A 26,645-nucleotide genomic window follows, 5' to 3' on the forward strand; every position below is an offset into this window, starting at 1 on the left:
CAGAAGAGGCTTATAACGCCATTTACCAGTACATTGAGTTCTATTACAACCGCAAGCGAATGCATGGTGCGCTAGGTTATCTTTCCCCTACTCGTTTTGCGAAGAAATTTACGGACAAATCCGTCGCATAAGTGTCTACTTTCTTGACATAGGTCCATACGATGTGTTAAACGAAATATTGTGTGGAACGAGTTTTCTTGTGGCAGCAGTCATGTTTGGAAAAAAAGATTAAGTGGGGAGTCTAGTCCTCCTTCATGTATATCAAAAGGGGATGTTCCATCAGTCATGAATATGACGAGAGACATCCCCTTTAGTATTGTGCTGATGTAATGAACCTGATACACGCTATTGGCTCCTATTTTCCCGGATCTCAGATCTAACGAATCGCAGAGGTGTTATTTCGCCGATTCAGTCGATTTTTTAGGTCTCGTCACCGTTTTATGACGGAATAGCGTTAATGAGGTTCGTAACATTTTGCTAAACGTAGCTAATCCACTGTTTAAGATGTGTTAGGTTCGTTAGCGCTAGGAGCGAAGCGGAATTCCTTTTGAAAAGAGCCTCTCTGAAAAGAATTCCTCTATGATGTACTTAGTTCATCTGATTCAATACATTAACAATGGACAAGCCTACTGCCTTTGCCATGTTCACTGGAACGGCATTACCGATCTGTTTATAGGCATTGTTCATGGAACAATCGAACACCCAGTCATCAGGGAAGCTTTGGATTCTAGCATATTCTCTAACGTTGAATGGTCTAGTTTCGTCAGGATGACAGCGCTCCGTCTGTTTCTGAGCTGGGGAACACGTTAGCGTGAGTGAAGGCTCATCCCAAGATAATCTGCGAGCCATGCCTGTTCTGCCTCCGCCGGAGTAATAACTTTTGCCCATATACTGCATCGCGATGTTATCAGGTAGATCTCTCCAGTATCCGCCAGGAGGCACGAGATCAAGCACTGTGCGTTTGGATTCGGGGTACTTTGCACCTTCGGATTCAGGAACGTTCTGCAGCACATCTTTCAAGGTCAACTGGTAACCATAAGGTTGAGGAAGTTCATATTTCAGATCATATTGTTCAACAAGATCATTCCGAATACCGATCATGACAATGCGTTCTCTTTTTTGAGCGACATCATAATCCAGTGCCCGTAAGACTTTCCATGTTACCGTGTAACCGATCTCGGAGAATACTTTGAGCATAAGCGCGAATGTTCTGCCTTCATCGTGACTAATGAGTCCTCTTACATTTTCAGCTAAGAAGGTCTTTGGTAGAAGCTGCTTAAGGAGCTGTGCATAATAATAGAACATCGTACCGCGCGCATCGGATAAACCCATTTTCTTACCTGCATAACTGAACGCCTGACAAGGGTATCCTCCTGAAAGCAGATCGAGTTCTCCGATCCCAATGTCTTTTACAAAGTTCTTAATACCTTGCTCTGTAACCTCGATAATATCCTTCTCGATGACATTCCAGTCTGGTCGATTCTTTCTCAGCGTCTTACAAGCGTATTTATCAAACTCCACGAGACCTTTGGATTCAAAACCGGCCTGTTCCAGCCCCAGCGCCAGCCCGCCGGCACCTGCGAATAGTTCGATAGCTGAGTATTTTCGATTAGCAGTAATGTTATGGATATCAATGAAATCTTGACCCTCAAAGTCATCCACATTCACTTCTAAATCCTCATCATGGGATTGTTCCACTAGCGTATCCGCTTCAAAAGGAAATTCGATCTGTTCAGACATTAGAATCTCTTCGAGTTCCACATCCAATACTTCACATAAACGCATCGCGTTCGTTTTAATCGGGTTAAAGTTCGGCGAAAGCAGCATCGAAAGCTGATTCTTACTGATGCCTAATTGATCGGCTAACTCCTTCTGTGTGCTAATGCCGTGTTTATTCATATGTTGTCTTACTTTTTCTTTGCTGAGTGTATACAATCGATAACCCTCCAATAGAGTTAAAAAAATATTTAACTTTAATAGGGTTATTATATTGGAGCGAATCGGGATAGTCAATGAAATGATAGAACATTCGTTTGGTTGTTCAACTTGAAAACTAAGGTCAACAGGGGGGGGATTTACACTGGTCACTCCGATGACAGAACAACCTACAGATCGCTGTTACCCCCGGATTTCTCTGATTCCCTTTTACAAAGGGTGAAATCCGGGGATAAAGGCGACCGCTTCGCTTCTTCCGGTTATTTCTGCCCTCTCCGTTAACGTGTAAATGTTAGGGTTGAACAGATTTGTAAGTTGAACTGGATGTGGGAGTAGGGAATTATACGGGTCACCCCGAGGACAGAACAACCTCCAGATCGCTGTTATCCCCAGATTTCTTTGAATTCCTTTGTCAAAGGGGAAATCGGGGGATAAGCTTAAGCTTCCAATGTAGCTTTCTTTCAGAAAGCTTTCAGGCGACCGCTTCGTTTCTTCCGGTTATTTCTGTCCTCTCCGTAAACGTGTAAATGTTAGGGTTGAACAGATTGGTAAGTTGAACTGGAGGTGGGTAATAGATAAGGGGCTTGTAAGGGAGCAATAGGGCAGTGTATCTATCAGTGTACTCTCTTACTAATCGTTGTCCGATTTTCGGATATGATTTTCTTACCTGTGGCGAACTCGAGCAGACCAATCAGCAAGAACACAATTAAGAAGTACCATGATTTAGAGAAATCTGGGATGAAAGCGAGTAAGGATTGAATCACAACAAAGAGACTATCTGCCATGAGACAGATGCCAAAAGCTACGCCTGCTTGAGCACGTTTCCTCAAAAAGGATAGAAACCCGGTTAACACTGCTGCTACTGCAAGAATGACTGAGGGAAGGTACCACAATGTGCTTAATTGCTGATTGTAGAAGGCAAAATAATCGTCCTTAATGAAGTGCATCAGGTCATTATATCCTCTACTAACCACCAAGATCATGACAATAATTTTTGCGAAGAGCCAATCATTCTTCATAGGTATGTACCTCTGCATTAGTTATAATGTTGAGCTGTCTATATTATGCAATGGACTTTAATTAGCGTAACATATGGTGTACAGAGAAACTACCGTTATCCATACATTTTGTTAAAATAATACAAATGGACTAGAGGGTTTATAATTCTACTTTGTCAGTGATAAGCATTAGGATGAGTATCTGATGGAGATGCATGGATCAACCCTCAGGAACAGATTGATACAACGTATACGCACCTCCGTCATCGGAATAGACATACTCAGGTTGTTCGATAGAGCGATATATTTGGGTGCCTTTGGGTAATATAGATGCCATGCCAGACTGGAAGGTTTTGTTCTGTTCATAACTGGAAGTAATACTTCCATAGGGTGCAGTTCGCACAGAGCTGAATTGTTCTTCATTAATTGTCTCGATTTTCTTATACAGGATCGACTCCATTATAAATATGTCATTGCTCTGATCCTCTTTCATAATAGTGCGAGCCATTTCTTTAGTAGCGCTAGTCTCTGTTGTGCAGCCGATCATAACTAATAGGGTAGAGGATATTATGAGAGAATAAAATACTCTGATTAGCATCTGGAGCCCTCCTTTTTAAAATTAAGTAACACATCTGTTTCGGATCTTCCGGCATAGATCGAGAGATAGACAGGATTTTTCAGTAATTTAAAGTGGAAATAAGTGGATTTATGTTAGATAATGATTTTAGGCACATTAATCTTTCTACAGTCCTCTATTTGTTTACTAGAAACACGAGTAATACTGTACATATTAATTGAATGGAGTCAAAGAAGAAATCTTTATCATTATGAGTTGTTAATTGAAATTATAGGTTGTGATGCGAATACGAAGAATGAGAGCAGAATTGAAACGAGAAGATTACTACTCACAATAGCAAAAAGACTTAGATTATTTCTAGTTAGTAGATTAGATTTACCTACAATATTTGAGAAACAGGGAGATTATTAATGAATGAAATTATTTGGTTTGTAATTGGCATTTTAGCTCTATCAGTTATTGCTGGACTACTGCAACCTTCTAAGAAGAAAAAAGGAAGAAGGTCTGGTACCCGAAAGAAACAAGTTCCAAAAAAAGCAGTGAATAGTGGGTTTAATCGAGCCTCTCCTACATGCAGAGCTGACGAAGTAATTCTAACATTGCCATTAGATAAAATGACCGGGGCAGAATTTGAGCGGTTACTTACACTCTATTTTAGGGACAATGGCTATACAGTAAAAGAAGTTGGCGTTGGTGGTAGAGACGGTGGGGTTGATCTAGTTATTACAGATAAGCGTGGTGAAAAAACAGCGGTTCAAGCAAAATGTTATGCAGATCATAACAAGGTTCAAGTGATGACTGTTCGTGAATTGGTAGGTGCTAAGAGAAATCATGACTGTATTTTGTCACTACTTATAACCACCTCAGATCTTACGGGTCCAGCTAGAAAAGAAGCAGATCAATTCAAAGTGGATTATTGGCACGGTGGTTTAGTAGACAGCAAGCTGCGAAGCTGGGGGAAATGGAATCCTTCCAATAAAAAAGCGAAGGCTGTTTCGGTGAGAAAAGAACAACCTTCATCTAAAACAGTATCTTCTATACAGTGTAGCTGTGGTGCTCCAATGATCAAACGTAAAAATAAGGCAGGAGCTGCATTTTGGGGCTGTAGTAATTTTCCGAATTGTCGTAAAACGAAAGCTATCTGAGTATGTCAAATTGACGGAAAAACAAAGGCAAAGCAACCAGTTAAACAGTTGCTTTGCCTTATTTATGATTTGTTCTGTCACTCTTTAATATCTCTTTTAGAATGTTTCTAGATAATTGAATATTATCTAAAGATGCATCTCTCAACATGTCCACTACTTCTTGAATCATAATATCCGTCTCAGTTAAATCAATTTCATCATTCACATAAGCAAAAAGTTGAGAAACATTAACGTCCAAAGCTTCTGCAATTTTGCCAAGATTAATTAAAGAAACATTTTTCTCTCCACGTTCAACTTGTCCAATGTATGTAAAATGGAATCCGCCTCTTTCTCCCAGTGCCTCCTGCGATAGTCCCTTATCTTTCCTTAAAACCTTAATTCGTGCACCGACTAATTTTAGAATTTTTCTATCTTCCACACTATGCACCCCCTATATGTAAAAGTGTAGACAAGATTTTAGGGGGTAAACACAACCATTTAAATCGTATAATTTGTAAAAATTATATCTTTGAGTATTCAATTCAATGTATAATATTGGTATTAACTCTTTGGAGGGATGACAATGGCAAGAAATTGGTTCACCACCGAAGCACATTGTAATCACCAAGTAGATTTTACTCCACGTTCTCAAGACAGTGATAGCTTCATCCTGTCGAAATCACAAGGTATCCCGGAGTATCATACAATACTTACTACCACTGTGGATTATCACCAACTTGCTCAGCATCACCTGAAGCTTGCTGTTATCATGCGTAATCACAATCAGTTCACGACCTGTCTAATCCTCTGTGATTGGGCGCTTATTTCAATGGTTAAGGCATTATATATCCATAGGTATCAAACCGTGCATCCACTTAAGGAACTTACGATGAATGAAATTTTACCTTTAGTGCATACGGACACAGAATCAGGACTAGATATCGCACTATTTATCGGTACGATGCAACATATGTCCTCATTAGAGGAGTGCCCGCAGAATCAGTCATTAAAGCCAAACAACATTGAGAAGCTTCTACAACGAACGGAAGAAATAATAGAGGAGTTAAACAACCGATTGAAGCATGTTCCACCCGATTTGCGATAAAATTGTTTTTTAAAATTTGTTTTTCTGATGTGTGGCTCATTTAATAGGGATGGGACCAGAGAATTATATGTGATGTAATAAAGTTTTTTGCAGGAACGAAAATTCAGGAACATGGGCGGATGTATACAGTATAAACTTCTGCTAACATAGTGAAATTCTATTTTTATGGCGGAGAATGATATGAGTACAATTAAAGTAACACCAGAACAACTACTGCATGTATCTAAACAGATTGAGCAGGGTAGGCAGCAGTTGGAAAGTATCCGCAATGACCTAACTGCACGAATTGGGTTTATTGAATCTCAATGGTCGGGAGCAACACAGGAACGATTTTTCTATGATTTTCAGCAGTCCCGTCCTGTATTGGATCGAGCACTGGAAAGTATGGTAAAGTCCTCTCAGAACCTCGGCACCATTGCCGAGAGGTTTCAACAGGCAGACCAGGAACAAGTGAGCTTAGGAGCTATTGCTGGACAGGTTGCTACAAATGTAAATATAAATCAGGGTACAGGGAATCCAGAAGAGCAACAGCGAAGAATGGTGTGGAATTCTTTGTTGGGAGCTTACATGCCTGCCAGTGAAGCGAAAGATGGAATGCCAGGACAAAAGGAACTTTAGAAATACTGGGAAAACGGTGGATCCTATGAGGAAATGAAGGGTGGCTCGAAAAAACCAGAGTCTAGTGGTGGGGATTTTTATGATGAACAGTCTAATGCATTTATGGCCGGTTATCATCCCACAACTGGGGAGCCCGTACCTGCATGGCAAGCAGGAATTTCTATCGCAGGTCTGCAATTCAGCAAAATCGCGCTAGCTTTTACAGGGTTGTATAATAGAGGGTATAAGGTTCCAAAAGAGGGTTTAGGATTTCCGAAAGGTATGATCGGTGCGAGATTCACAGTGAGTAATGAAAGAATTCACCACGCTTCAGTTGGAGATTTTAATTCAAATAACAGATTGATTAACGGTGGTCATGGTCAAGATAATATTAATTACTTATTTTAAAATAAGGTTCCGTTTAACATCACTAAAGAATATCCAAATGGTGTGCGAGTTGGTAACATTCCAAACCACAAAAACAAAGCAAAGCGAAGCGGAGAGAACCAAGCTTGGTTTCCCAAGGATTGGACAGTAGAAGATATTAAAAAGTCAGGTGAGTATGTAGCAAATCTCCTCAACAACAGAGTTAAATGTGAGTGAGAATGGATGTTTGGAAATTATAAAAATGTCAGAGTAGGAGTCATAAAGAACGATGGTCAGATCAGGACAAGACTCCAGATAACTCAAGAATGCCGTGAGGAAGATTAAGCATGGTAGACTATAGTGAAAAGTTGATTTTATTAGTAGAAAAGAGAACAAAACTACATCCCGATGATCCAGCAATTCAGATGATATGGCATGAGATGGTAGATATTTTGAAGGAGAATGAGCAAAGGACGATTGCATTTTTCAATCAATGTGAAGAAAAAGATTTATATTGGCTAAGCGAGATATTTGAGGATTTATCTTCTGAGTTACAAAGTCGATCATTTATAGATTGTCTCCTTCAACTGCAAGAGAAGTATCCTAACTTGGATATGGAGCACGATATAGAATATGCGATTCAATCAATTCAGGAATAAATACTAACAATATTCATCACGGATAACTTGGCAGATGAACGTATTACCCGGATACAACATGCATCCGGGATTTAATTATGACATCTTTTATTGAAATCGGGTGTAAGGCAGGGGATTGGGTATGCCTCGTTAAATGACTCTTTTCTTGATTCTAAACAAGAACCATTAAATCTTGCGATTCTAAAATTAAATTTACTTTTTGTAGTAGGAGAGATTCTCTTGGCACAGAGTGCGATTCGTTATGCTCAGCGTACACGTTATATACAGGATGCTCACTTAGGTACGGTAATACAGAGCCTTTTCAAAATTGTAAATCAAAATACAACTAAAGTTTCCACCGAAAGTGAGTGGTTATTCAAAGCAATAAGTGAATGGTGGAGTGACTTTGAAGATATGCCACCAGGCCTAAAAGATGTTGAGTTAGACAAATGGTTGACAGTTGCAAGTCGTAAAGAACTTTTTATAGGGTTGTTAGGTGAGGCTTATAAACAATGCGATGAAAATTTAAAGGGTGAACTATTAAAAATTATTGAGATACTACAAGATTAATCTAGCAGCATGAACATAAGAAGAGATATAGACGCTGAGTTTAACTTAATTGGAGTGAGATAATGAGAGTACAGCTTAAAGATACAATTACATTACAAACTAATTTAGCATTAGGTCAAAGATATTTTGTATATGAAATAGAGTATACACCTTCAGGGAATACGTATTACAGGATTGAAAATGATGCTAAGCAGGTTGTTCCGTATGATTCGGCTTTATTTAATGTAGTTTCAGATAAGCTGTATGGTGACTGGACTGACTTAAATAAACCTAATCAATCATCTGTAAAAGTACCTGAAGATGTAGCTTATATAACATTTTGGGAAGAGTTTTATAATGATGATCCTAAAGCTCTACGAGCATTTAGAAAAGTTAAGGCTAGATTGTATCTTGAAGAATTAGAGGAGTCCGAGATCAGAGATATATTGGAAAGTAACAACGAAGATGAAATTTACTTTGTGTTAAATACTTTAATCAGCGTAAAGAGGGACACGTTTACTAACGAAATAATTCAGTTGTCTCAAACGAAACTGGTAGAAAACAACTATCCTGAGGATGATGTGTTGACAGCTTCATTTCAGTATTTGAGTTTATTTCAAGAAGAACATATCAATGAATTTTTTATACACTACTTGACTAACATTGAACTTGGAAATGATAAATTAACAGAAATCGTGAACGATTACTTTGCTTCATAGCAGAAATGGAGATTGAAATGGGAAAGTATGTATCTATTAGAGGTTGGTTAGAGTGTGATGAGAGCACGATTAATGAAGTGAAAAAGATACGGGATGACTTCACAGCCAATTACAATGAAGGTTTGATGGATAAAGATAAATTGGAATTGTATCAGTCGGGTTGGACATCCCCAGAGAAACAAATTAATTGGACAGCTTATGTATTTTATGGGGCAGATATCAGAGAGTATCATCTTGATTTTATGAAGAAACAACTTTCTGAAATGGCTGGTATTCAAGATATATCTGGGTATTTTTTGATAGATAATCATGATGGAGATTATCATTTGTGCTGGCAAATATGCGAGAATAAAATTATTGAAAGTGAACAGCAGAATATCTTGTTCAACAAATAAATAAGATTATGATTGAAAGCCCATATCTACTCCTGTACGAGTAGCCATGGGTTCTATTTTTATTTCCTCGACTTAATCCACCACTTTACAAAATAATCCCATTCCTCTCCAAAGCAAATGGTATAATGGCAAAAAGGGAGATTCTGGCGCGAGGCTTGAAGGCTCGCACAGCAGAAAGGATGTTATACCACATGCCTACATATAACAAGTTAGTACGGGATAAGATTCCGCACATCATTACATCTAGCGGGAAAGAATGCCGTACACGTATTCTTGATCCTGAGGAATATAAGCAAGAACTGAGAACGAAATTGCGTGAAGAAACGGACGAGTATGCAGAGGCAGGTAACGATCAAGACGCACTCGAAGAGTTGGCAGATATGCTGGAAGTGATTCGCGCATTGGCTGAAATGCATGGGGTGAATGTCGCACAACTGGACAAGCTGCGAGCAGATAAGGCAGAGGCACGTGGTGGATTCCAAGAACGGGTGTATCTAATCGATGTCGACGAAGCTTAACGTTAAACTCATCACAGATAACTTGGCAGATGAACTCATTGCCCGGATGCAGCATGCGTCCGGGATTTATATTATGACGTCCTTTATTATGCAATCGGGTGTAAGGCTGCTTGCACCACATTTGAAAAGCGCGGTTGAACGTGGTGCCGAGGTGCGAATGCTTGCTGGAGACTACCTATACATTACTCAACCCGAAGGGCTACAGGCATTATGCGATGTAGATGAACGGATTGAGGTACGACTGTGGCGAAGTATGGGAACATCTTTTCACCCCAAGGCTTATTTGTTTGACTACGATAACGGGGAAGGATTGCTTATTGTAGGCTCGTCCAACTTTTCGCTCTCTGCACTTAAGACAGGTTATGAATGGAATCTAGCAATGAATGCTGAGGCTGAACCGTATACATTCCAGATGGCACTGGATAAATTCATGCAGAGTTTCTATCACGAAACAACCTTACCTGTTAACTCGGATTCTATCTCTCTGTACGAAGGAGAGTACCGTAAATATCATCAAAAGAATCCTGAACTAATTCAGCGGATTACGGAGCTAGAGGAAGCAGAGTTCGGGAATCGACTGCCGGAGGATACGGAGGAAATAACGGCCGAATTATCTTCGGAGATCATTGAACCGAGAGCCGCACAATCAGCAGCTCTGGAAGCACTCGAAGGCATTGTGGAAGAGCAGTATGATAAGGCGATGGTTGTGATGGCGACAGGACTTGGTAAAACGTATCTGGCTGGCTTCTTTGCACGTCGCTTTAAAAGGGTACTGTTCATTGCACATCGGGAAGAGATTTTGTTCCAAGCGAAAAAGTCTTTTGCACGCATCATGCCAGAACGTAGTTTCGGCATTTATAACGGTCAGTATAAAGATGGAGAGGCAGATTGTGTATTTGCTTCGATCTATACGCTTAGTTTACAGAGACATCGGGATGTGTTTGCATCTGATGCATTCGATCTCATTATCGTAGATGAGTTTCATCATGCGGCTGCAAAGTCGTATCTGTCTGTCATTAAGCATTTTCAGCCCCAGTTCCTACTTGGCATTACAGCTACGCCGGATCGACTGGATGGTAAGGATGTATACGCCTTGTGTGATGGGAACGTAGCGTACCAAATGCATTTTATTGATGCAATTCGGCGAGGCTGGCTTGCCCCATTCCAATATTACGGTGTATTTGATGACACGGATTATTCGCAGATTCGCTGGATGGGCACGAAATATGATGAAGAACAGCTCATGGCAGCACAGTTGCATGAGGAGCATGTGGAGAAAATTTATTCGGCATGGCTTCAGCATAAGCAGACACGTACGATTGGCTTCTGCTCATCCATCCGCCAGTCAGATTATCTGGCTGCGTATTTTCGTAGTCAGGGAGTGAAGGTGCTAAGTCTACATTCGCGTACATCGGAGATGTCTCGTGAAGAAGCAATTCGGCGGCTTGATGAGGGAGAACTGGAGATTATTTTAACGGTGGATCTGTTCAACGAAGGTACCGATATCCCGCGTGTGGATACGTTGTTGTTCGCGCGTCCAACCGAATCTCTTACGGTGTTCACCCAACAGTTAGGACGTGGCCTTCGGTTAGCGGAAGGTAAATCTCATTGTGTCATCATCGACCTCATCGGGAATTATCGGAATGCGGATATCAAGCTGAGTTTACTGGATATGCGTGACCATGACGAAACAGGTGGGAAAAGAAACGATCCTTCTGTGCCTGAGGTTCCCGCTAACTGTGCTATTCATCTGGATACCCAGGTAATAAACCTGCTACAGGAGTTAAGCCGGAAGAGAATGCCTCGTCGAGAGAAGCTGCATCAGGATTTTCTGGATTTGAAGAGAGAATTAGGACGTATTCCGACATATCTGGAGTTGCATCTGATGGGACGTTCCAAAAGCATTGGGTATCGAAGCGACTTTGGATCGTACGTTGGTTTTCTATACTGGGCAGAGTTACTGTCACCGTATGAGAGCGAAGTTTATATTCGTCAGGAAGCATGGCTGCGAGATGTGGAGAAGACGATCATGAACAAAAGCTACAAGATGGTTGTGCTACTCTACATGCTGGAACGTGGAGAGGATCACTGGATGGAGCCAGTAACACCAAGCGAGATGGCGAGCTTTTTCCATACATACCTGACAGAGAAGGCATATCGGAAACGCAAAGACTTTTCGGATAAAGGTAAGCTCAAACTCTGGGACTGGAACGAGAAGACGGCATCTGAGATTGAAAAGTTGATTATCGACATGCCGATGTCCATGTGGAGCGGGGCGAAGGGCGGTATGACTCGTTTCGTGGACGGAGTGTTTTCACTGAATGTACAAGTGCAGGATGCAGAGGAACGATCGCTGTTATATCGTTGGACAAAAGAAATCTGTCTGTACAGATTGCATGCATATTTCGAGCGGGGGAATTCTAGTATAAAAGCTTAAGGATAGAAAAAAATCCTATCTAGAATGTAATTGAATATACCAACTAGGATGATCTAAACGAAAACCAGACTACTCACACGAATCTGTGACATGTAGTCTGGTTTCTATTTTTTTATTATTTCTCGAGTTCCATAGCGTGTAAACATATTGTACTTGTATCTCAATAGGAACTAACCTCTTCCTCGCTCTTACGTTTGTTAATAAAATCTCCAGGTCCCCCGGCTGTCTCAACTTCTAGGGAAGGTAGGGAAAAAGACAAAGTGAGAGAAGTATAGGGATCATCTTTAACATGACCATGCAATACCATTGTAGATGACATGGGTAAATGAATTTCGTAACCTTCAAATTCCACATCAGCATCGTAATACTTTTTGAAGTATTCTTGTCCAATAGGAATGGCCTTCTCATATAATTCTTGTCTGTCAGCTTTAGAGAGGCTACTGCAACCAGTTATAATAACTATAACTCCGAAAATCAACAATATTAAACGAATGCTTTTGATCAAGTACTCACCTCTCTTCATTTATCTAATAGCTATAAAAACTTGACTGCAAAAGGATATTACCTTTATTGACTTCTTTTTTTATAAAATCCTCTGGACCTTTAGCAGATCGTATTTCCATAGATGGAATATCTAATGATAGAGATATATTGATCGTTTGATCGTTTTTTACATAACCATAGAGGAACATAGTAGAAGAGTTAGGTAAGTTAATGTCATAGACCGTAAATATGATTTCTGCATCATAATGTTCTTGGAAGTATTTTTGTCCAATAGGAACTGCTTTTTTAAAATATTCTCTTTTTTCCTCATCTGATAATCCATTACAACCGGTTAGTAAGCAAATAACGGAAGGAATTAAAAGGATCATTCGTAAATATTTTAACAATCTATAATTCCCCTTTGTAAAAATATACCTTATTGTTAGACTATATATTAATTCAATGTGGGAGTGAAGTATGAAGTTTATTCTAAAATCATAGAAACCAAGTTGTGGTAAAATTTAAATAGTTGAGGAACATTAACAGCACTGACGACGTCTGAAAAGAAGAATATATCCAATCTCTATACGAAAGGAAGACGCTCCAATGAAAAAGGTGGTTATGTTCATCACTGCGCTGTGCGTAGTCACGGTGGCGGGGGCTTTATATGCTTCGGCAGGCAAAGTGAGCGCAGCGGCTCCGGCGTATACGTTAACCGTGAATGGAAAACCGATGCAAGTAAGTAAATCTGAGCTGATGCCTTACGAGCAAAAAGGAACCGTCTTGGTGCCATTACGTGCTACGGCGGAAGCACTGGGCTACAAAGTCAGCTGGGTGGCTGCTGAAAAGGCCGTATCTGTCGAAGACAGCATACAGTCAGCTCTGGTGAAGAACGGCAGTACCCAAGTGAAGTTTACAGGCAAGCTGAAAATCATCAACTTGAGTCAGAATATGGAGCTATCGGTTCCTGCACAGACTAAGAAAGGCACGATGTATGTGCCAGCTTCGTTCTTCGAAACTTTCTTCAATGAAGTTGTGGTGAACGAGGGCAACGTTTCGATCTCGGCTCAGATGTCGTCAATTCAGTAGAATTGACGTCTTCACTACATATGCCATGAATAGTAAGACCTTTAATGATCTGCGATCCCTCACAGGGAAGCGAGCCTTAAAGGTCTTTTATCGTTGTATAAACGATCTTAATCGTTGCATGAGCTTCTCATAGAGATGAACTTTTATCTATATTTGTATCTGTATACGTATCTCGTGTCAGTCTATCGTGTTGTACGATTACGGCTTGATCGCAAGTTGCCCCATAATTGATACAAGAATAGTGCGGCGAGTACACTCGCTGGTAATAAAAGGGGCTGCAACAAATTACCAATTGCCAAGGCGGAGAATTGAGATACGATATAACCGGCAACTCCAATGGTGGCGATTAGTACGGTATTCCAAATAAGGAAAGACTTTAGCGTCGAACCCAATCGCCGAGAGAGGTATACACTAAAAATGAATGCACAACCAAATAACGCGTAGAACACCAATTCGGTCGTCGTTGACCAAGTACCTACAAGTTGAATGGGTATCACATCTTCCTGCGATAGTTGCCTAGAGGCGAGCCAGTATTGAGCCTGATCTAGGCGGTACTGTTCAATCCAGATATATGCACCGTAGACGAACGCCATTAGAATGAGATAAACCAGAGATAAGAAGGAAACTGCCTTTGGAGTGGTTTTGCTTGTTTTCATCATTTCGTTGAACGACCTCCTAATATGACGTAAACGTTCTTAAGATTAGAGAGTGGATTGTAACCAAAAATGGATATCCTTGTAGTATAATTCATCTCGAACTGAATCGAAACCATAAATTGTATATTCAGAGATGAAGTTGTCTTATATGAGCTCGTCAAAAATAGAAGGTGGTGAGCTAACCTTATGAGTAAACGTATACTGCATTTAGTTCTTTTATCCATTGGTATGACTATACTACTCACTTTTGTCGAGGATAATAATTCTCCAGCGAATGAGCGTGGGAGGTTGAATGAAACTTCTCTATCCGAGCTACATACACAACGAAATAAGCAAAGATTTTCCTCTGTTCCTGACCGTATCGAGTTGTATGAAGAGATGGAAACCCTCATGTTGCAGGTCGAAGATATTCCTATATATAAGGACTACCTAACCGAATCAGAGAATGTGGCGTTGGAGATTGAACGTACTCAGTTCGTGAAGATCCAGTCAGATTCCTCTGATTTGACCCACGCTCTGTTGCAGTATGGCTGTGGTACTAAAGCATGTTCTACCCTTTTGCTGGAGACAAATGGGATACAGAGCCGAAGCATGATCATGCCTTATGGTACATTTCAAGATTATAAACGATCTCCTGATCAAAACCGGCTGTTACTGCGTTATGCGTACGATGAGGGTGGTAGTGTAAAAAGACAGATTATTGTGGCAGTAGATCTAAATTCTATGCAAGTCATTCCTTATGCATCGGATTCTCTTGAGAATGAATACATGTTGAACCCAACTTGGCCGATATTATCGTATCAATGGCTAGATGAGAGTAGGTTTAGTTTGAAGACAGCCGAGATTAGCGCGAGTGATTGGGATGCTTTACAGCAATGGTTTTCCTCTACAGATCGTAAAGTAAAGCGGGTGGAGATCCAATTAGAAAATACTGCTTTCAAAAAACGCTTACAAAATTTCAATTCTGCCCTACCTTTTCGTCTCGGAAGCTGAGATAATGGGGAAGGCTAAATCAATGAAGACATTTAGGCTATATCAGAGATAGCGGTTACTACACCGCTTACATATGAAATGGGAGGAATAGAGATGACCACACAGGTAACAGAACTCATTCAATCAAAACAGGGACAGGCATTGCTCGCGCAAATGTACGGGCCACAGCATGTCGAAGAGCAGGGTGCTCGTTATGTGAAGCTGGATGCTTCATTCCGTGAGCACTTTGGTGAGCAGGAGCAAGTTCAATTGTTCAGCTCCCCGGGACGTAGCGAGATCGGTGGTAACCATACAGATCATAACCATGGTAAAGTTTTGGCGGGTAGCATCACGCTCGACACCATTGCGGTGGCTGTACCAACAGACGATAATGTGATTACGTTTTATTCCGAAGGATACGACAAACAGTATGTTATCGATCTCGCTAACTTGAAGCCAAATACAGAGGATGACGGTACAACTGGACTAATCCGTGGTATCGCTGCTGGACTCGTGGAATTGGGACACAACATCGGTGGATTCAAGGCAGACATCTCCAGTAACGTATTTGCAGCTTCTGGCGTGAGCTCTTCTGCATCCTTTGAGATGCTGATCAGTGCGATCCTGAACCATTTCTACAATGATGGTAAGCTGGATGTGGTGACGCTGGCGAAGATTGGACAATATGCGGAAAATCACTTCTGGAATAAACCATCCGGTCTTCTGGATCAGATGGCTTGTGCCTACGGTGGACTGATCTCCATCGATTTTGCCAATCCGGCTGAACCTGTGATTGAGCCTGTGGAATGGAACTTCCAAGAAAACGGATATTCCTTGGTCATCGTGAATACAGGTGGTAACCATGCGGATCTGACTGAAGACTATGCTTCGGTGCCGAACGAGATGAAAGCAGTCGCACAGGCGCTTGGTAAGGAGTATGTTCGTGAAATTACGGAAGAAGATATTTATGCGAAGCTGCCAGCGATCCGCGAAGCGGCTGGAGATCGTGCGGTACTGCGTGCACTTCATTTCTTGTCCGAGAACCAGCGTGTAGATGGACAGGTGCAGGCACTGCGTGATGGACGTTTTGCTGATTTCCTATCCCTGATTACGGCATCTGGTAACTCATCATGGAAATGGCTCCAGAACGTATATCAGAGCGGAGCTTCCCGTGCACAGGAAATTTCGGTGGCTCTCGCGTTAACAGAAAATTACCTCAGCAAGCTCGGCGATGGCGCATGTCGTGTACACGGCGGTGGATTCGCTGGCGTAATTCTGGCGATTGTACCAAACGAGAAAGCAGAAGAATACATGAACTGGATGCGTGGTATGCTGGATACACCAGTAATCGTGGTTAACGTACGTCAGCATGGCTCCATCTGCCTGAATGCGGAATTGAACAAGGCTTAAGAGAGCATTTGTCATTAATATAAAAGCAGCGATACACCTGAACATGATGTTTGGTGTGTACGCTGCTTTTTTTGTGTAGGCCAATAAAGTGGATTTAGTCCTCATACATTGAGTTAAGAGGTTGGATATCATCTGGTACTGAGCCTGTTTTGACTTCATACGTATCATAGTCGACCATTGCAAATATTTCTTGAAACTTGTTCCCTTTAACATGCCCCGTCAGTGATACCGTATGGGATAAGTCAGACGGAATGAATCGGTGGCCTGTGAACTCCACATCAATTCCATAGGTTTCTTTGAAATAGGTTAGGCTGGCGATCTCAGCTTTTTCAACAATTTCTTTTTGCTCGCCGGACATGCAAGCAATAATAAAACGATGATTAAACTAAACGTGAATAACACGGCTAGAGGTGACCGTCTTTTATGATCAAGCATATCTACTACTCCTTGCTGGAAATCACTTGATTTTTTTATCCAATAATAATTTCGGTACAATACTTAATAATTAATATACGTTAACTTTTTAACTCAGTAAACGTTGCTCATAAGTGTGAAGCGTGTCTGCATTCGGGCCATTAGTTTGCCTATGGTTGGTGCCCTTCAGGATAATGCACACAACGATATTCATGCAGGCAGCGGTTCTTTGACCAATCCAGGGTCATGACAGAACCGCTGTTTGTGATGTCCTTGATTAGATCCGTCAGATAGTCGATTGAACCTGCATGTGATATGCTCAAGGAGATATATTGCATCAGGGATTGCTGTGGATGTACGTGTTAAGGATCTCTTCAACCGTACTTGATACATACATAATTACCCGTTGCCTGTGCGCAGGTGGCGGGTCTTTTAGATATAACTTTGGATTGCAGATTAGCGTGGAAGGAGAAGTGAAATAGAATGTTGTCTACGTTATATGAATGTCAGGAGGTTCGTAAAGTAGCTGATGATGGAACGGTATTTCCGATTCGTCTGCATGTGTCCAATCCTACGTTGGTGATTCCCTTATCGGGAATTCGTCTTCGCACGGATGAGCGTGAATACACGCTGGGGAGTGGGAAATGCATTTTTCTTCAGTCCATGTCTGACGAACTTGAGTTTGAGCCCATTGAGCTGGAAGCGATGCATTCCGTATATATCATTTCGTTTCAGCGTTATCAGCTTGTGGAGCAGACGGGAGACAATGTTCAATATCAGCTCAGTGATGAGCAATTGCCGGAGAATGGCAGGGTGATGAAGTTTGCTCGGCATCTACAGGGCAGTCTCCAAGAGCTGGTAGAGCGTGTTATGCATGCGGCCAACCCTAAGCGTAATCCTCAAGTGAATCTAATGTTAAATGAATTACTTCAACAGGTGTTTATTCATTGGGATGATGCAGAGGGGAATTATGTGCGGGAACGATCTATCAAACAAGTATGTACTTATATGCAGCACAATCTGGACACCAATCTGACCCGGTTACAGCTTGCACAGATGTCGGGATTTAATCCAAGCTACTTCTCGTCTTTGTTTCGTAAGGAAACAGGGTGGAGCTTCGGGGATTACCTCAATCGTCTTCGTCTGGACGAGGCCAAACGTCTCTTACTCACCACATCTGATTCACTCCAGACGATTGCACTTAGGACAGGCTTTTCGGATAGTTCATACCTGAGCAAAACCTTCAAAAAACATGTGCATATCACGCCAGGAGCCTTTCGTAGTTTGCAGCAGACGAAACAGATTGCAGCTTTGCAGTTTGTAGGGGCATTACTTGCGATCGGCATCACACCCATTCTGACCACAAATGAAATATATGATTCATCCGACCTGCTTCATGATGAACTGCAACAAACGGTCGTTACCGACAACGCCAAGTTGATTGAACGAATGAGAGAAGTGCGTCCTGAGCTTATTTTAGCGCCAACGTATTTTTATCATTTTCCAGATGTGCTGACAGCGTTAGAAGAAATTGCTCCGGTAGTTACGCTCGAATGGGGAAAGCTGGATAAGATCGAAGAGGTGGAGAAGGTTGGAGCATTGTTCGCCAGAGAACAAGCATCTCGGGAGTGGCTCTCTCAGTACCAATCCAACGTGAACGAGACACGTCGTTTATTGAAAAGTGTTATTTTGCCGCAACAAACAGTGGGCATCTATGAACTGAATTATGATCAGCGATGGTTGATCCCGCATACGAAGGTGCGTTCCGCCTACAATCTATATCAGGCTTTGCAATGTGCTGCCCCTGATCGGATTCAGAAGGAGGTATTGGACACGGACAGACCTTTATTTATTCAGGAAGAAGAAATGATAGAATATGCGGCGGATCATATGTTGGTCATTATACCTACTTCCCCTCATGAGAATGGGCCCGAGAAGTTAACTTCCAGACAGGTGTGGCAGCGATTGATCACAGAGTTGGGATGTCGTGTATATCCTCTGGTGCTTAATGAATTCTGGATGGATGATGGGCTGTCACTGGATAAACAACTGGAAAAGATACGACATGCGTTACTTTCTACGAGTGAATCCAACGATTGTACAGGCATGAAACCCGACCATAACACATCGACGATCCGTTAACCTGATCGTTATAATAATGATTGTTATAGAGAATGATAATCATTATTAATTGGAGGGTGTTATGCAGACACAGAGAAGAGGTTTACATATTTTCAAAATCGTTATACTCATGATGCTAGTCTTGATGCTCGCTGCTTGCGGTTCTACAACGAATACTGCAGCGACGGAGCAGGGAACTGAGGCGGATACAAGCACGGTGGCAGCAAGTGGAGAACAGACAGATGGAGAAGCCAACAGCTCCGAAGAAGCTGGCAAGGAAACACATATCATCGATACGCCGAATGGAAAGTTGGAGTTACCTGTTCATCCGCAGCGTATTGTCGTAGATGGCTATCTGCCCAACATGCTGGCACTTGGGATCAAGCCAGTAGGTGCAACGAGATGGGAATTGGAGAACAAAGTCATTCAAGATCAGATTGAGGGGATTGCCGATATTGGTGAACGTTCGCTGGAGAGCATTTTGAAGCTGGAACCAGACCTCATTATTACTTGGGTGAATCCGGCGGCAGATGCTCAGATCATTGAGCAGTATGAGAAGATAGCGCCAACGCTTGTTATACCGTATAACCATTTTCCGGATATCCATGAGAATATGCGCTATTTCGGAAGTGTTTTTGACAAAGAAGTGGAAGCTGAAGAATGGCTTACAGGACTGGATCAGGTCGCTGCAGATGCACGTGAACAGATTAGCCCTTACATCACGCCAGAAGATACATTTGCTTTGATGGGTGTATTTGTTGCTGATAAAAATTTCTATGTCTACGGTAATGGTGGCTACCGGGGTGGCGAAGCGATCTACACACATCTTAAGCTGAATCCACCAGAGAAGCAGCGTAATGAGATTATCGGCAAAGAAACGAACAGACAGATCTCATACGAGGTCGTTGGCGAGTATGCTGGCGATTTCATTTTCCTGGATCAAGGGGAGATGCTTCCAGAGGTGTGGGGCAGTAACGAAGGTGTATGGAAGACGTTAGATGCGGTTAAAAATAATCGAGTGTTCCAACTCGATCCAGACTTGTTCTGGGGTAATGATCCGATCTCATTAAAACTACAGATTCAAGAGATTGCGAAGATGATTGTGGAACGAGAGCAATCCAAATAAACGCTAACGAAGAGCAGCCTGGACAATGTGTCCGGGCTTTTTTTGATAATAGAATGTATAAGTTTTCACCGGAGCTGAACCATTCGATTATCGCAAGAGAAATGAGTATATTTTCCAAATTTAGGTTGTGCGGTCTTAGTAAAAAAGATAAACTTTCCTTTCAAAGGATTTAGGCAATTGCAGCTTAAGATAGAAGCATATACACCGCATTCAGCATGTCGCATCCATTTTACAATCGTGATAAGGAGAGTGAGTTTCTTGTCTATTACGACACCGATTTTGCAAAACATGAATATGATCGGAATCCTTTTGATGTTAGTGGGTAACGCGTTTTACTTGATGCATCTTCGTAAGGTCAGAAGAGAAAGAGCGTTAACAATAAGGGAGTCGTTGCTGGTTGTTGTGGCGCAAGCAGGTTATTTACTGTGGGCAGGGAGCCATTTCCTTGAGATGCTATCTACTTAAGTGCAGGTAAGTATGTAGAAAAAAAGCAAACTTCCTCCACTTTGGAAGTGTTGATGAAGTAGGGTCTATGAGTAGATGTGAATAGATGGCATCGTCGTGTTATATAAGGTTGGCTAATTTTGTGTTTATTTTCAATACGAGGGGAGAAAACGCAGAATGAGTACAAGCACTTCATGGGATCAGGAAGAGGAACGAATGTACAACGAGCTAAGGGCTCTGGTGGAGGAAGTTGAGGGACAGGAGCAACGGAGAAAGATGTTGAATCGTATGATCAAACAGCTCCTAAACGCCAGGTGGCGGAAGAAAATTCTGAACATGGACAATCATCCGTTCTCCAATCTGAGACCTGCGCAACTGGGAATTATGATTACGACTGGAGCACTTGCTCCTATTGTATTGTTTTGCATTTTTATATGGTTATCGCTATGGGTAGAATGATGTCGTTATTAAAAGAGCAACCGATAGCAGGGAAAGAAGCTTTCCGAGCTAACGATTGCTCTGATATCGAGTGGCTCGCTATCCTCTATGGAAATAGGTTAATGTGATTCTTGGCTATGGTCTTTATCTTGAGACTGGATATAGTTTTGCATATATTGGTGATATTCACGGAAGCTGCCGATGTGATGCAGGGCATCTGATTTGGAAGCAGATTGAAGCTTGATCTTCCCATCACTAGGATGGTCTTTCATCTGAGCTACCACGGATTTGGAGCCTTGGATGTCAATCGACATCTCTTGGATTCGTTGTAAAAGTGCCGGATGTCCGCCATATTGAAGCATCTCAGCAAGGGGTCTCATCTCCTCCAGTTTCTGACTGGAGCGCTCAAGTGTAGTCATCACTTTATCCCCATCGGTACTTGCACTCAGGGAAACCATGCGATGAATATGGTCTTTTTCCATCCGCTCCAAGGCTTCTAGGTGAGATGCTTCCAGCCGTTTGGGATCACCGAAGCCTTGTGATTGAACGGTGTTATTAGTCTCGGCGGTATGATTATTATTTCCGTTCCCGCATCCCCATAACAGAGATGAGCAGGCGAGAACTGCTCCAACGGCAACGATGCTTTTTAAACGCATATTGTCACTCCTTCAACATTTTCCTGAAGGTAGTATGAGCCAGAAGAATGAAAATAATGCCTTTTTATTTTACTTTTAGAGGATGTTCAAAAAAAGTTTTTTGAACACATACTTTTATTACAGAGAACCAAGGAGACATCATGAACATATATACGAATCCGATCTGGAAATGGGCGATTACAGTCCTGTATCCGATTTTTTGGTTTAGCGCTATGACTTGGGGATCGCCAATGAATTCATGGTTTATGACCATACTTATACTTATTCTCTTTTGTATGGCATGGGCAGGTGTGAAGGAAATGCTTATCTCTACAGGGCTAACCTGGCTCGTTGCTATTCCAAGCTGGTGGTTTTGGGTCGCGCGTCCAGATCCATCTGCCACTGCTGCCAATTTTGCCGCACATGTATGGATCATTCTTGTTATTTATATGTGCGTTGTGTTTCTACCTCAGATGCTTATTCTCACAACACGAATGCGGGTGATGCTGTATTATTCCAAATGATCAGGGAGTCTACATCTGGGGAGGAGTACAATTGAAGAAACAGATCTTGAATAACAAAGAAACGAGTCATACATATATTGTTGTATTTACCTTCTTATACGGCATGACGTTGCTAGCATGGCCTTTCGTTGCATTTGCTATTGGTATGTCTCTCGGGGCACCAACGCCAGTAGAATTTCAAGTTGCATCGGATTGGATGGGTAAAATTGTAGTCTCATATCCAATAAGTGTGATCGGGGCTATCATCGGAGGATGGGCTTCATATCGATCTGAACGTTATATCTTTCCTTATTGGATGATGCAATTGCCTTTGTTGTGGATTATTGCATTCTTTACAGTCGACAGATTTGGAAAGTATCTACACTTTTTGGGTTAACAAGGGGAGACGCACATGACTCATATGAGAAAGCGTGGAATACGAATAGGTTTAGGAGTGTTCGTTGCAGTAGTTGTTGCAATACTATTGCTACTACTGAATACATATGGATTTTCCAGAGATTTGGATGCGATGCTTACGAAATATAATATTCAGCCTGAGCAAGTGAAGGTCGTGGCAGATATTGATTCCAGAACTCAACTCGTTTTTTATGAAGACTATGCTACAGAAGGACTTTCCCTTGCCTTTGCACAGCAGAAACGATGGTCCTCTGAGTTAAGGTTAACTGGAGGTTCTCTCTATGACGACCCTAGCGAAAGGGTAAATACCCGAATCTCTGCATTAAAGTGGTCGGATACGGACTATAACACCATCCTGTATGGAAAAATTCATGATCCGGACATTACACAGTTAAAAGTGAGCTATGATATAGCCTCTGCCTCAACTCTAATTGAAGCGAACATTGCCCCTTTAGCGAATGAGGACAGGCTCTGGTACGTTATCCTTACAAAACCTTTAACAGATGTGAAATTAAACATGGTTGGTTTAAACGAAGCTGGAGCTATAATCTATACGTATGCAGATTCTGAGATCTAGAGCGTATCTAAGTAGATTCAATTGAGCTACCGCACAGAGCTGAATCATCAGCATGTCTGTTTCACCTTTATAGCTACATCTATATAAATGTTTATTTTTTAGTATTTTTCATAGAAAGCTGCAATCGAGATGGACGAACCCGTCGGAAAGGATTAACATGAAACGTATCACTATCCTTGAGATAGCACTAGACAGCACTAGAAGAAATAGAGATCGTTAAGGGAGGAAACCTACGATGGCAATATCTAAGGTACCAGGAGAAGTACATGTTGGCTTTATCGGAACAGGCGTAATGGGCAAAAGCATGGCAGGGCATATCCAGCAAGCAGGTTATCCATTACATGTTTATACTCGGACAGCTGCCAAAGCAGAAGCTTTGGTAAAGGAAGGTGCGGTATGGCATGATTCACCTGCCAAACTCGCGGCTGCCTGTGATGTAGTTATCACCATGGTTGGATATCCGAAAGACGTGGAAGAAATCTATCTCGGTCAGGACGGACTAGTAGCCAATGCCAAACCGGGCTCCTACTTGATCGATATGACTACATCTAGCCCATTGCTGGCTGCACGGATCTATGAAGCGGCTGAAGCGAAAGGGCTGCATGCTCTGGATGCACCTGTATCAGGCGGTGACATTGGCGCTCGTGATGGCAAGCTCTCCATTATGGTTGGTGGATCTGCGGAGGCATTCGAAGCTGTGCGTCCTCTGTTTGAGCAGATGGGTACAAATATCGTACTGCAAGGCAAAGCCGGAGCTGGTCAGCATACCAAAATGTGCAACCAGATTGCGATTGCTTCCGGCATGATGGGTGTATGCGAAGCACTCGCCTACGCGAAGACTTCGGGATTGGACGCGGAGAGTGTGTTGAAAAGCATTGCCACCGGTGCAGCCGGCAGTTGGTCGCTTAGTAATCTCGGACCGCGGATGATCGCTGGCGATTTCGAGCCAGGATTCTATGTGAAACATTTTATCAAAGACATGGGAATTGCCTTAGAATCGGCGAAAGCCATGGGCATGAAGACACCAGGGTTAGCACTGGCAGAGTCGCTGTATCAAGAGATTGCCCAGAATGGATTCGATGAGAAAGGTACGCAAGTACTCTACACATATTATCTTCAAGCATAATAACGATGATGACAAAGGTCGTGTGTTCTTTTTTTCTTCCGATTGGAGAAAGGCACACGGCCTTTTTTCATTCCCCCTTATATTTATGCGTCTAAAGTCACAGTATTGGTTAAATATCCATGTATAATGGAAGTGAAACTTGAATTTTTGGCGTATATCCCTTTAATTCTCCTGCCTTTTATCCGACATAAGTAATAGAAGTTTACATAATCAAGTTCATCATCCTCCAATGGATATTGTTCCGCTTCCCGCAAAGAACCGTAAACCTACACTAAATAGAACGGAGCTTGCCCATGTTTAAAAAAATTATGTCTCTGTTCAAGTCACAGCCAGAGCTAGCCAATTCGATTACTGCTTCAGCCCCTCCGATGTCTGCATCAATCCCAAGTCGGACACGGACGGCTCGTAGTCGTCGCAAAACGGAAGGGGACTGGACTGAGCAACCAGTGGAACCAAGCACGGCAGAGCAGCTGTACCGTCTCCCCTCAGCGTACAAATGTTTGCATGATTTACTTGTAACTAATCCCAAATCCCGCTCAGGTTACTCGCAGATTGATCATGTGGTCATCGGGCCAAGAGGGATCTTCGTCATTGAGACTCGTAATTTAACCACAGGAGAGATTCGTGGGGGAAGAAGAGAGGCCAATTGGACGGTTAGCAGCAGCCGAATTAAGATGTACAATCCGTTAATGCAGCATCGTGGACATGTGGAGGCGATTCAGGCACATCTTGGAGATTACAAAAGGGTTCGCCTTATCTCCATGGTAACATTCACCAATCGCTGCCGAATTAGCGTGGATCCTGCTGTGCGTTATGTTCAATCGGATGAACTGATCATCTATGATCATGAACTCGTAGAGACGATCCTTCGTAAGACAGAGAGACTTGAGTCAGAGGTCCCGGAGACGGTATATAAGGAACAGGACATTCAAGCCATCTTCGAGATGTTATCCTCCGCGAATTCGACAGATCCGCAGATTCGAGCAGAGCATATGGAGAAGGCAAAAGGCATCAAGTAGATTCAAGCCAGCTGTATAAGTTGTACAAGTAACAAGTGATTGACCTTAATTCAATCGGTTTTCATGAACACCGTTATCTTCTAATAGATGACGGTGTTTCTTTATTTTCGGCGCGATATTGGTAGGTGAGTTGAAGACCCACATGGCACAGGTATATCGACGTATACACCCAAGATTTAACTTATGCTAAAATACAAACCATATGTAATTGTGAACTATGCATGTTATGTGAATCAAATTCGTGCGCTATGTAATTAATCCATACGAATGGATTATGTTCGGAAGTTCTATTCATACCTTCATGTACAGGTTAATGAATCTCAGAGACAATCACAAGATAAGGGGAAGATCACACAATGAGTTGGAATCGTTCAATTAAAATGTTCGTTGCACTGTTTAGCTTGGCGGCTGTGTTGACCGCCTGTGGCGGAGGAGCTAAGGAAGCGAAGACGGCGGAGCCGACCGAGGACTCCTCTCAAGTAACGGCGGCAACGGAAAAGCCAGCAGATCAGACAGCAGCTAGTTCGGATGCCGACACTTCATCTGATTCCAACACAAACGAGACAGATTCTTCGGTAAAAGAGGGGCAGATCGGTCTTGATTCAACGATGGATGAACTCGTTGAGAAGTATGCGGACAACGTCGGATATATCCGCATTCCGTTAGATGACCATCCGGTGCGCCGTGTAAGTGAGAAAGATTCCAAGAACGTGAATATTGCCAACTATAGTGATGCTGTAGTTGATGTGAATACGGGCAGACCTATTCATACAGATTCACAGCCATTAATTGATGATGCATTTCCTTTTTTCACAACCGTTCAAGCACCGAATGAATCCTATATAACATGGGAGGAAGCGACCAACCTGGAGCGTGCTATGGTTAAGACGCTATTTATCGCTCGAGAAGGTCTGTTAATTACCGAGGAGGCGATGAATAACAAGGATTACAGCAATGCATCCTTCGTTAATACATTGCGTTTCTTCCAACAGTCCTCCGAGTTTGAATCGATGGCACCTGTTGCACAGACGACGGATGACATCACACTGACCACTTTGTATGACAAGGCTCGTACATCATGGGCCAAGCTAGCGGAGATTGACCCTGCGCAGGATGAAGCAGCGTTTGCCGAGGTGTACAAGACAGCGAGAACGGATGCAAACAATGCGATGGGATTCCTGAATGTCCTGTTGTCGACGAACAAGGAAGAGCGAATCAAAGAAATTTACGGGGAATAATGAGAGCTCGATCCAGAGT

The 26,645-nt window shown here is 42.2% G+C and carries 34 protein-coding genes; 25 read left to right on the top strand and 9 right to left on the bottom strand.

Annotation, left to right across the window (positions count from 1 at the left end; genetic code table 11):
* Window positions 1-131: IS3 family transposase (locus tag M3636_RS29780; RefSeq protein WP_353056303.1), on the top strand; the 131-nt coding region annotated here is incomplete at its 5' end.
* Between the two features lie 457 nt (window positions 132-588).
* On the opposite strand, the gene M3636_RS18535 is transcribed toward M3636_RS29780, so the two are convergent.
* From M3636_RS18535 to M3636_RS18545, 3 genes are all read right to left on the bottom strand, one after another.
* Window positions 589-1,935: a DNA cytosine methyltransferase gene (locus M3636_RS18535; protein WP_251383553.1), complete on the bottom strand. Its 1,347-nt coding sequence runs from the start codon at window positions 1,933-1,935 to the stop codon at window positions 589-591.
* Between the two features lie 614 nt (window positions 1,936-2,549).
* Window positions 2,550-2,954, bottom strand: coding sequence for a hypothetical protein (locus M3636_RS18540; RefSeq protein WP_128100469.1), 405 nt, complete (start codon window positions 2,952-2,954; stop codon window positions 2,550-2,552).
* 199 nt (window positions 2,955-3,153) lie between these two features.
* Window positions 3,154-3,531, bottom strand: coding sequence for a hypothetical protein (locus M3636_RS18545; protein WP_251383554.1), 378 nt, complete (start codon window positions 3,529-3,531; stop codon window positions 3,154-3,156).
* A 389-nt stretch (window positions 3,532-3,920) separates the two neighbouring features.
* On the opposite strand from M3636_RS18545, the gene M3636_RS18550 reads away from it, so the two are divergent.
* Window positions 3,921-4,655: a restriction endonuclease gene (locus M3636_RS18550; protein WP_128100471.1), complete on the top strand. Its 735-nt coding sequence runs from the start codon at window positions 3,921-3,923 to the stop codon at window positions 4,653-4,655.
* A 58-nt stretch (window positions 4,656-4,713) separates the two neighbouring features.
* On the opposite strand, the gene M3636_RS18555 is transcribed toward M3636_RS18550, so the two are convergent.
* Window positions 4,714-5,073, bottom strand: coding sequence for a helix-turn-helix domain-containing protein (locus tag M3636_RS18555; RefSeq protein WP_128100472.1), 360 nt, complete (start codon window positions 5,071-5,073; stop codon window positions 4,714-4,716).
* Between the two features lie 144 nt (window positions 5,074-5,217).
* Here M3636_RS18555 and M3636_RS18560 point away from each other — a divergent pair, with 144 nt between their 5' ends.
* The 10 genes from M3636_RS18560 (at window position 5,218) to M3636_RS18600 (ending at window position 11,958) form a co-directional block, all read left to right on the top strand.
* Window positions 5,218-5,739: a hypothetical protein gene (locus tag M3636_RS18560; protein WP_128100473.1), complete on the top strand. Its 522-nt coding sequence runs from the start codon at window positions 5,218-5,220 to the stop codon at window positions 5,737-5,739.
* 180 nt (window positions 5,740-5,919) lie between these two features.
* Window positions 5,920-6,357: a WXG100 family type VII secretion target gene (locus M3636_RS18565; RefSeq protein ID WP_251383555.1), complete on the top strand. Its 438-nt coding sequence runs from the start codon at window positions 5,920-5,922 to the stop codon at window positions 6,355-6,357.
* 33 nt (window positions 6,358-6,390) lie between these two features.
* Window positions 6,391-6,744 (top strand): hypothetical protein, encoded by a 354-nt coding sequence (locus M3636_RS18570; RefSeq protein ID WP_251383556.1) that lies wholly within the window; start codon window positions 6,391-6,393, stop codon window positions 6,742-6,744.
* A gap of 18 nt (window positions 6,745-6,762) precedes the next feature.
* Entirely contained in the window at window positions 6,763-6,939 is a 177-nt protein-coding gene (locus tag M3636_RS29785) for an EndoU domain-containing protein (RefSeq protein ID WP_353056304.1), read from the top strand.
* Window positions 6,940-7,049: 110 nt separating this feature from the next.
* Complete coding sequence (locus tag M3636_RS18575) at window positions 7,050-7,361, top strand: hypothetical protein (protein WP_251383557.1); 312 nt, start codon at window positions 7,050-7,052, stop codon at window positions 7,359-7,361.
* Between the two features lie 219 nt (window positions 7,362-7,580).
* A complete protein-coding gene (locus M3636_RS18580) occupies window positions 7,581-7,910 on the top strand; it encodes a hypothetical protein (protein WP_251383558.1) in 330 nt (109 codons plus the stop codon).
* A gap of 62 nt (window positions 7,911-7,972) precedes the next feature.
* On the top strand, window positions 7,973-8,608 hold the full coding sequence (locus tag M3636_RS18585) for a hypothetical protein (RefSeq protein ID WP_251383559.1): 636 nt from the start codon (window positions 7,973-7,975) through the stop codon (window positions 8,606-8,608).
* A 17-nt stretch (window positions 8,609-8,625) separates the two neighbouring features.
* Window positions 8,626-9,003: a hypothetical protein gene (locus M3636_RS18590; RefSeq protein ID WP_251383560.1), complete on the top strand. Its 378-nt coding sequence runs from the start codon at window positions 8,626-8,628 to the stop codon at window positions 9,001-9,003.
* A 191-nt stretch (window positions 9,004-9,194) separates the two neighbouring features.
* A complete protein-coding gene (locus M3636_RS18595; protein WP_251383561.1) occupies window positions 9,195-9,521 on the top strand; it encodes a nucleoside triphosphate pyrophosphohydrolase in 327 nt (108 codons plus the stop codon).
* Complete coding sequence (locus tag M3636_RS18600; RefSeq protein WP_251383562.1) at window positions 9,505-11,958, top strand: DEAD/DEAH box helicase family protein; 2,454 nt, start codon at window positions 9,505-9,507, stop codon at window positions 11,956-11,958. Before M3636_RS18595 ends, M3636_RS18600 begins: the two co-directional genes overlap by 17 nt.
* Before the next feature lie 160 nt (window positions 11,959-12,118).
* Here M3636_RS18600 and M3636_RS18605 read toward each other — a convergent pair whose 3' ends face one another.
* Both M3636_RS18605 and M3636_RS18610 read right to left on the bottom strand, forming a co-directional pair.
* On the bottom strand, window positions 12,119-12,463 hold the full coding sequence (locus M3636_RS18605) for an outer membrane protein assembly factor BamD (RefSeq protein ID WP_145410465.1): 345 nt from the start codon (window positions 12,461-12,463) through the stop codon (window positions 12,119-12,121).
* 22 nt (window positions 12,464-12,485) lie between these two features.
* The gene (locus M3636_RS18610; protein WP_251383563.1) at window positions 12,486-12,848 is read right to left on the bottom strand and encodes a hypothetical protein; all 363 of its coding nucleotides are present in this window, start codon (window positions 12,846-12,848) and stop codon (window positions 12,486-12,488) included.
* Between the two features lie 199 nt (window positions 12,849-13,047).
* On the opposite strand from M3636_RS18610, the gene M3636_RS18615 reads away from it, so the two are divergent.
* A complete protein-coding gene (locus tag M3636_RS18615; RefSeq protein ID WP_251383564.1) occupies window positions 13,048-13,530 on the top strand; it encodes a copper amine oxidase N-terminal domain-containing protein in 483 nt (160 codons plus the stop codon).
* Window positions 13,531-13,712: 182 nt separating this feature from the next.
* On the opposite strand, the gene M3636_RS18620 is transcribed toward M3636_RS18615, so the two are convergent.
* The gene (locus M3636_RS18620) at window positions 13,713-14,189 is read right to left on the bottom strand and encodes a hypothetical protein (protein ID WP_251383565.1); all 477 of its coding nucleotides are present in this window, start codon (window positions 14,187-14,189) and stop codon (window positions 13,713-13,715) included.
* Window positions 14,190-14,372: 183 nt separating this feature from the next.
* On the opposite strand from M3636_RS18620, the gene M3636_RS18625 reads away from it, so the two are divergent.
* Complete coding sequence (locus M3636_RS18625; RefSeq protein ID WP_251383566.1) at window positions 14,373-15,179, top strand: hypothetical protein; 807 nt, start codon at window positions 14,373-14,375, stop codon at window positions 15,177-15,179.
* A 93-nt stretch (window positions 15,180-15,272) separates the two neighbouring features.
* The gene (locus M3636_RS18630; protein ID WP_251383567.1) at window positions 15,273-16,568 is read left to right on the top strand and encodes a galactokinase; all 1,296 of its coding nucleotides are present in this window, start codon (window positions 15,273-15,275) and stop codon (window positions 16,566-16,568) included.
* A 94-nt stretch (window positions 16,569-16,662) separates the two neighbouring features.
* On the opposite strand, the gene M3636_RS18635 is transcribed toward M3636_RS18630, so the two are convergent.
* Window positions 16,663-16,926 carry a hypothetical protein gene (locus tag M3636_RS18635; RefSeq protein WP_251383568.1) on the bottom strand — a complete coding sequence of 88 codons (264 nt, stop codon included), beginning with the start codon at window positions 16,924-16,926 and terminating at the stop codon, window positions 16,663-16,665.
* Window positions 16,927-17,465: 539 nt separating this feature from the next.
* On the opposite strand from M3636_RS18635, the gene M3636_RS18640 reads away from it, so the two are divergent.
* From M3636_RS18640 to M3636_RS18655, 4 genes are all read left to right on the top strand, one after another.
* On the top strand, window positions 17,466-19,124 hold the full coding sequence (locus tag M3636_RS18640; RefSeq protein ID WP_251383569.1) for an AraC family transcriptional regulator: 1,659 nt from the start codon (window positions 17,466-17,468) through the stop codon (window positions 19,122-19,124).
* 61 nt (window positions 19,125-19,185) lie between these two features.
* Window positions 19,186-20,229, top strand: a complete 1,044-nt coding sequence (locus M3636_RS18645; RefSeq protein ID WP_251383570.1) for an ABC transporter substrate-binding protein — start codon at window positions 19,186-19,188, stop codon at window positions 20,227-20,229.
* A gap of 258 nt (window positions 20,230-20,487) precedes the next feature.
* A complete protein-coding gene (locus tag M3636_RS18650) occupies window positions 20,488-20,694 on the top strand; it encodes a hypothetical protein (RefSeq protein WP_251383571.1) in 207 nt (68 codons plus the stop codon).
* 156 nt (window positions 20,695-20,850) lie between these two features.
* Complete coding sequence (locus M3636_RS18655; protein WP_251383572.1) at window positions 20,851-21,132, top strand: hypothetical protein; 282 nt, start codon at window positions 20,851-20,853, stop codon at window positions 21,130-21,132.
* Window positions 21,133-21,230: 98 nt separating this feature from the next.
* Here M3636_RS18655 and M3636_RS18660 read toward each other — a convergent pair whose 3' ends face one another.
* Window positions 21,231-21,767 (bottom strand): hypothetical protein, encoded by a 537-nt coding sequence (locus tag M3636_RS18660; protein WP_251383573.1) that lies wholly within the window; start codon window positions 21,765-21,767, stop codon window positions 21,231-21,233.
* 140 nt (window positions 21,768-21,907) lie between these two features.
* Here M3636_RS18660 and M3636_RS18665 point away from each other — a divergent pair, with 140 nt between their 5' ends.
* The 6 genes from M3636_RS18665 (at window position 21,908) to M3636_RS18690 (ending at window position 26,626) form a co-directional block, all read left to right on the top strand.
* Window positions 21,908-22,270, top strand: a complete 363-nt coding sequence (locus M3636_RS18665) for a hypothetical protein (RefSeq protein ID WP_251383574.1) — start codon at window positions 21,908-21,910, stop codon at window positions 22,268-22,270.
* 31 nt (window positions 22,271-22,301) lie between these two features.
* Window positions 22,302-22,646 (top strand): hypothetical protein, encoded by a 345-nt coding sequence (locus M3636_RS18670; protein WP_251383575.1) that lies wholly within the window; start codon window positions 22,302-22,304, stop codon window positions 22,644-22,646.
* Between the two features lie 15 nt (window positions 22,647-22,661).
* Entirely contained in the window at window positions 22,662-23,243 is a 582-nt protein-coding gene (locus M3636_RS18675; RefSeq protein WP_251383576.1) for a hypothetical protein, read from the top strand.
* A 235-nt stretch (window positions 23,244-23,478) separates the two neighbouring features.
* Window positions 23,479-24,369 (top strand): NAD(P)-dependent oxidoreductase, encoded by an 891-nt coding sequence (locus M3636_RS18680; protein WP_251383577.1) that lies wholly within the window; start codon window positions 23,479-23,481, stop codon window positions 24,367-24,369.
* 293 nt (window positions 24,370-24,662) lie between these two features.
* Window positions 24,663-25,388, top strand: coding sequence for a nuclease-related domain-containing protein (locus tag M3636_RS18685; RefSeq protein ID WP_251383578.1), 726 nt, complete (start codon window positions 24,663-24,665; stop codon window positions 25,386-25,388).
* Between the two features lie 356 nt (window positions 25,389-25,744).
* The gene (locus M3636_RS18690; RefSeq protein WP_251383579.1) at window positions 25,745-26,626 is read left to right on the top strand and encodes a hypothetical protein; all 882 of its coding nucleotides are present in this window, start codon (window positions 25,745-25,747) and stop codon (window positions 26,624-26,626) included.
* The last annotated feature ends 19 nt before the right edge of the window (window positions 26,627-26,645 follow it).

This window comes from Paenibacillus sp. MER 99-2 (assembly GCF_023714095.1).
Lineage (GTDB): Bacteria > Bacillota > Bacilli > Paenibacillales > Paenibacillaceae > Paenibacillus.

Bases quoted from the DNA above. Each gene is read 5' to 3' on its own strand.
- M3636_RS18540 (WP_128100469.1), bottom strand. From the start codon at position 2,954: ATGAAGAATGATTGGCTCTTCGCAAAAATTATTGTCATGATCTTGGTG.
- M3636_RS18545 (WP_251383554.1), bottom strand. From the start codon at position 3,531: ATGCTAATCAGAGTATTTTATTCTCTCATAATATCCTCTACCCTATTA.
- M3636_RS18550 (WP_128100471.1), top strand. From the start codon at position 3,921: ATGAATGAAATTATTTGGTTTGTAATTGGCATTTTAGCTCTATCAGTT.
- M3636_RS18560 (WP_128100473.1), top strand. From the start codon at position 5,218: ATGGCAAGAAATTGGTTCACCACCGAAGCACATTGTAATCACCAAGTA.
- M3636_RS18565 (WP_251383555.1), top strand. From the start codon at position 5,920: ATGAGTACAATTAAAGTAACACCAGAACAACTACTGCATGTATCTAAA.
- M3636_RS18570 (WP_251383556.1), top strand. From the start codon at position 6,391: ATGAAGGGTGGCTCGAAAAAACCAGAGTCTAGTGGTGGGGATTTTTAT.
- M3636_RS18575 (WP_251383557.1), top strand. From the start codon at position 7,050: ATGGTAGACTATAGTGAAAAGTTGATTTTATTAGTAGAAAAGAGAACA.
- M3636_RS18585 (WP_251383559.1), top strand. From the start codon at position 7,973: ATGAGAGTACAGCTTAAAGATACAATTACATTACAAACTAATTTAGCA.
- M3636_RS18590 (WP_251383560.1), top strand. From the start codon at position 8,626: ATGGGAAAGTATGTATCTATTAGAGGTTGGTTAGAGTGTGATGAGAGC.
- M3636_RS18595 (WP_251383561.1), top strand. From the start codon at position 9,195: ATGCCTACATATAACAAGTTAGTACGGGATAAGATTCCGCACATCATT.
- M3636_RS18600 (WP_251383562.1), top strand. From the start codon at position 9,505: ATGTCGACGAAGCTTAACGTTAAACTCATCACAGATAACTTGGCAGAT.
- M3636_RS18615 (WP_251383564.1), top strand. From the start codon at position 13,048: ATGAAAAAGGTGGTTATGTTCATCACTGCGCTGTGCGTAGTCACGGTG.
- M3636_RS18620 (WP_251383565.1), bottom strand. From the start codon at position 14,189: ATGATGAAAACAAGCAAAACCACTCCAAAGGCAGTTTCCTTCTTATCT.
- M3636_RS18625 (WP_251383566.1), top strand. From the start codon at position 14,373: ATGAGTAAACGTATACTGCATTTAGTTCTTTTATCCATTGGTATGACT.
- M3636_RS18630 (WP_251383567.1), top strand. From the start codon at position 15,273: ATGACCACACAGGTAACAGAACTCATTCAATCAAAACAGGGACAGGCA.
- M3636_RS18635 (WP_251383568.1), bottom strand. From the start codon at position 16,926: ATGTCCGGCGAGCAAAAAGAAATTGTTGAAAAAGCTGAGATCGCCAGC.
- M3636_RS18640 (WP_251383569.1), top strand. From the start codon at position 17,466: ATGTTGTCTACGTTATATGAATGTCAGGAGGTTCGTAAAGTAGCTGAT.
- M3636_RS18645 (WP_251383570.1), top strand. From the start codon at position 19,186: ATGCAGACACAGAGAAGAGGTTTACATATTTTCAAAATCGTTATACTC.
- M3636_RS18655 (WP_251383572.1), top strand. From the start codon at position 20,851: ATGAGTACAAGCACTTCATGGGATCAGGAAGAGGAACGAATGTACAAC.
- M3636_RS18660 (WP_251383573.1), bottom strand. From the start codon at position 21,767: ATGCGTTTAAAAAGCATCGTTGCCGTTGGAGCAGTTCTCGCCTGCTCA.
- M3636_RS18665 (WP_251383574.1), top strand. From the start codon at position 21,908: ATGAACATATATACGAATCCGATCTGGAAATGGGCGATTACAGTCCTG.
- M3636_RS18675 (WP_251383576.1), top strand. From the start codon at position 22,662: ATGACTCATATGAGAAAGCGTGGAATACGAATAGGTTTAGGAGTGTTC.
- M3636_RS18680 (WP_251383577.1), top strand. From the start codon at position 23,479: ATGGCAATATCTAAGGTACCAGGAGAAGTACATGTTGGCTTTATCGGA.
- M3636_RS18685 (WP_251383578.1), top strand. From the start codon at position 24,663: ATGTTTAAAAAAATTATGTCTCTGTTCAAGTCACAGCCAGAGCTAGCC.
- M3636_RS18690 (WP_251383579.1), top strand. From the start codon at position 25,745: ATGAGTTGGAATCGTTCAATTAAAATGTTCGTTGCACTGTTTAGCTTG.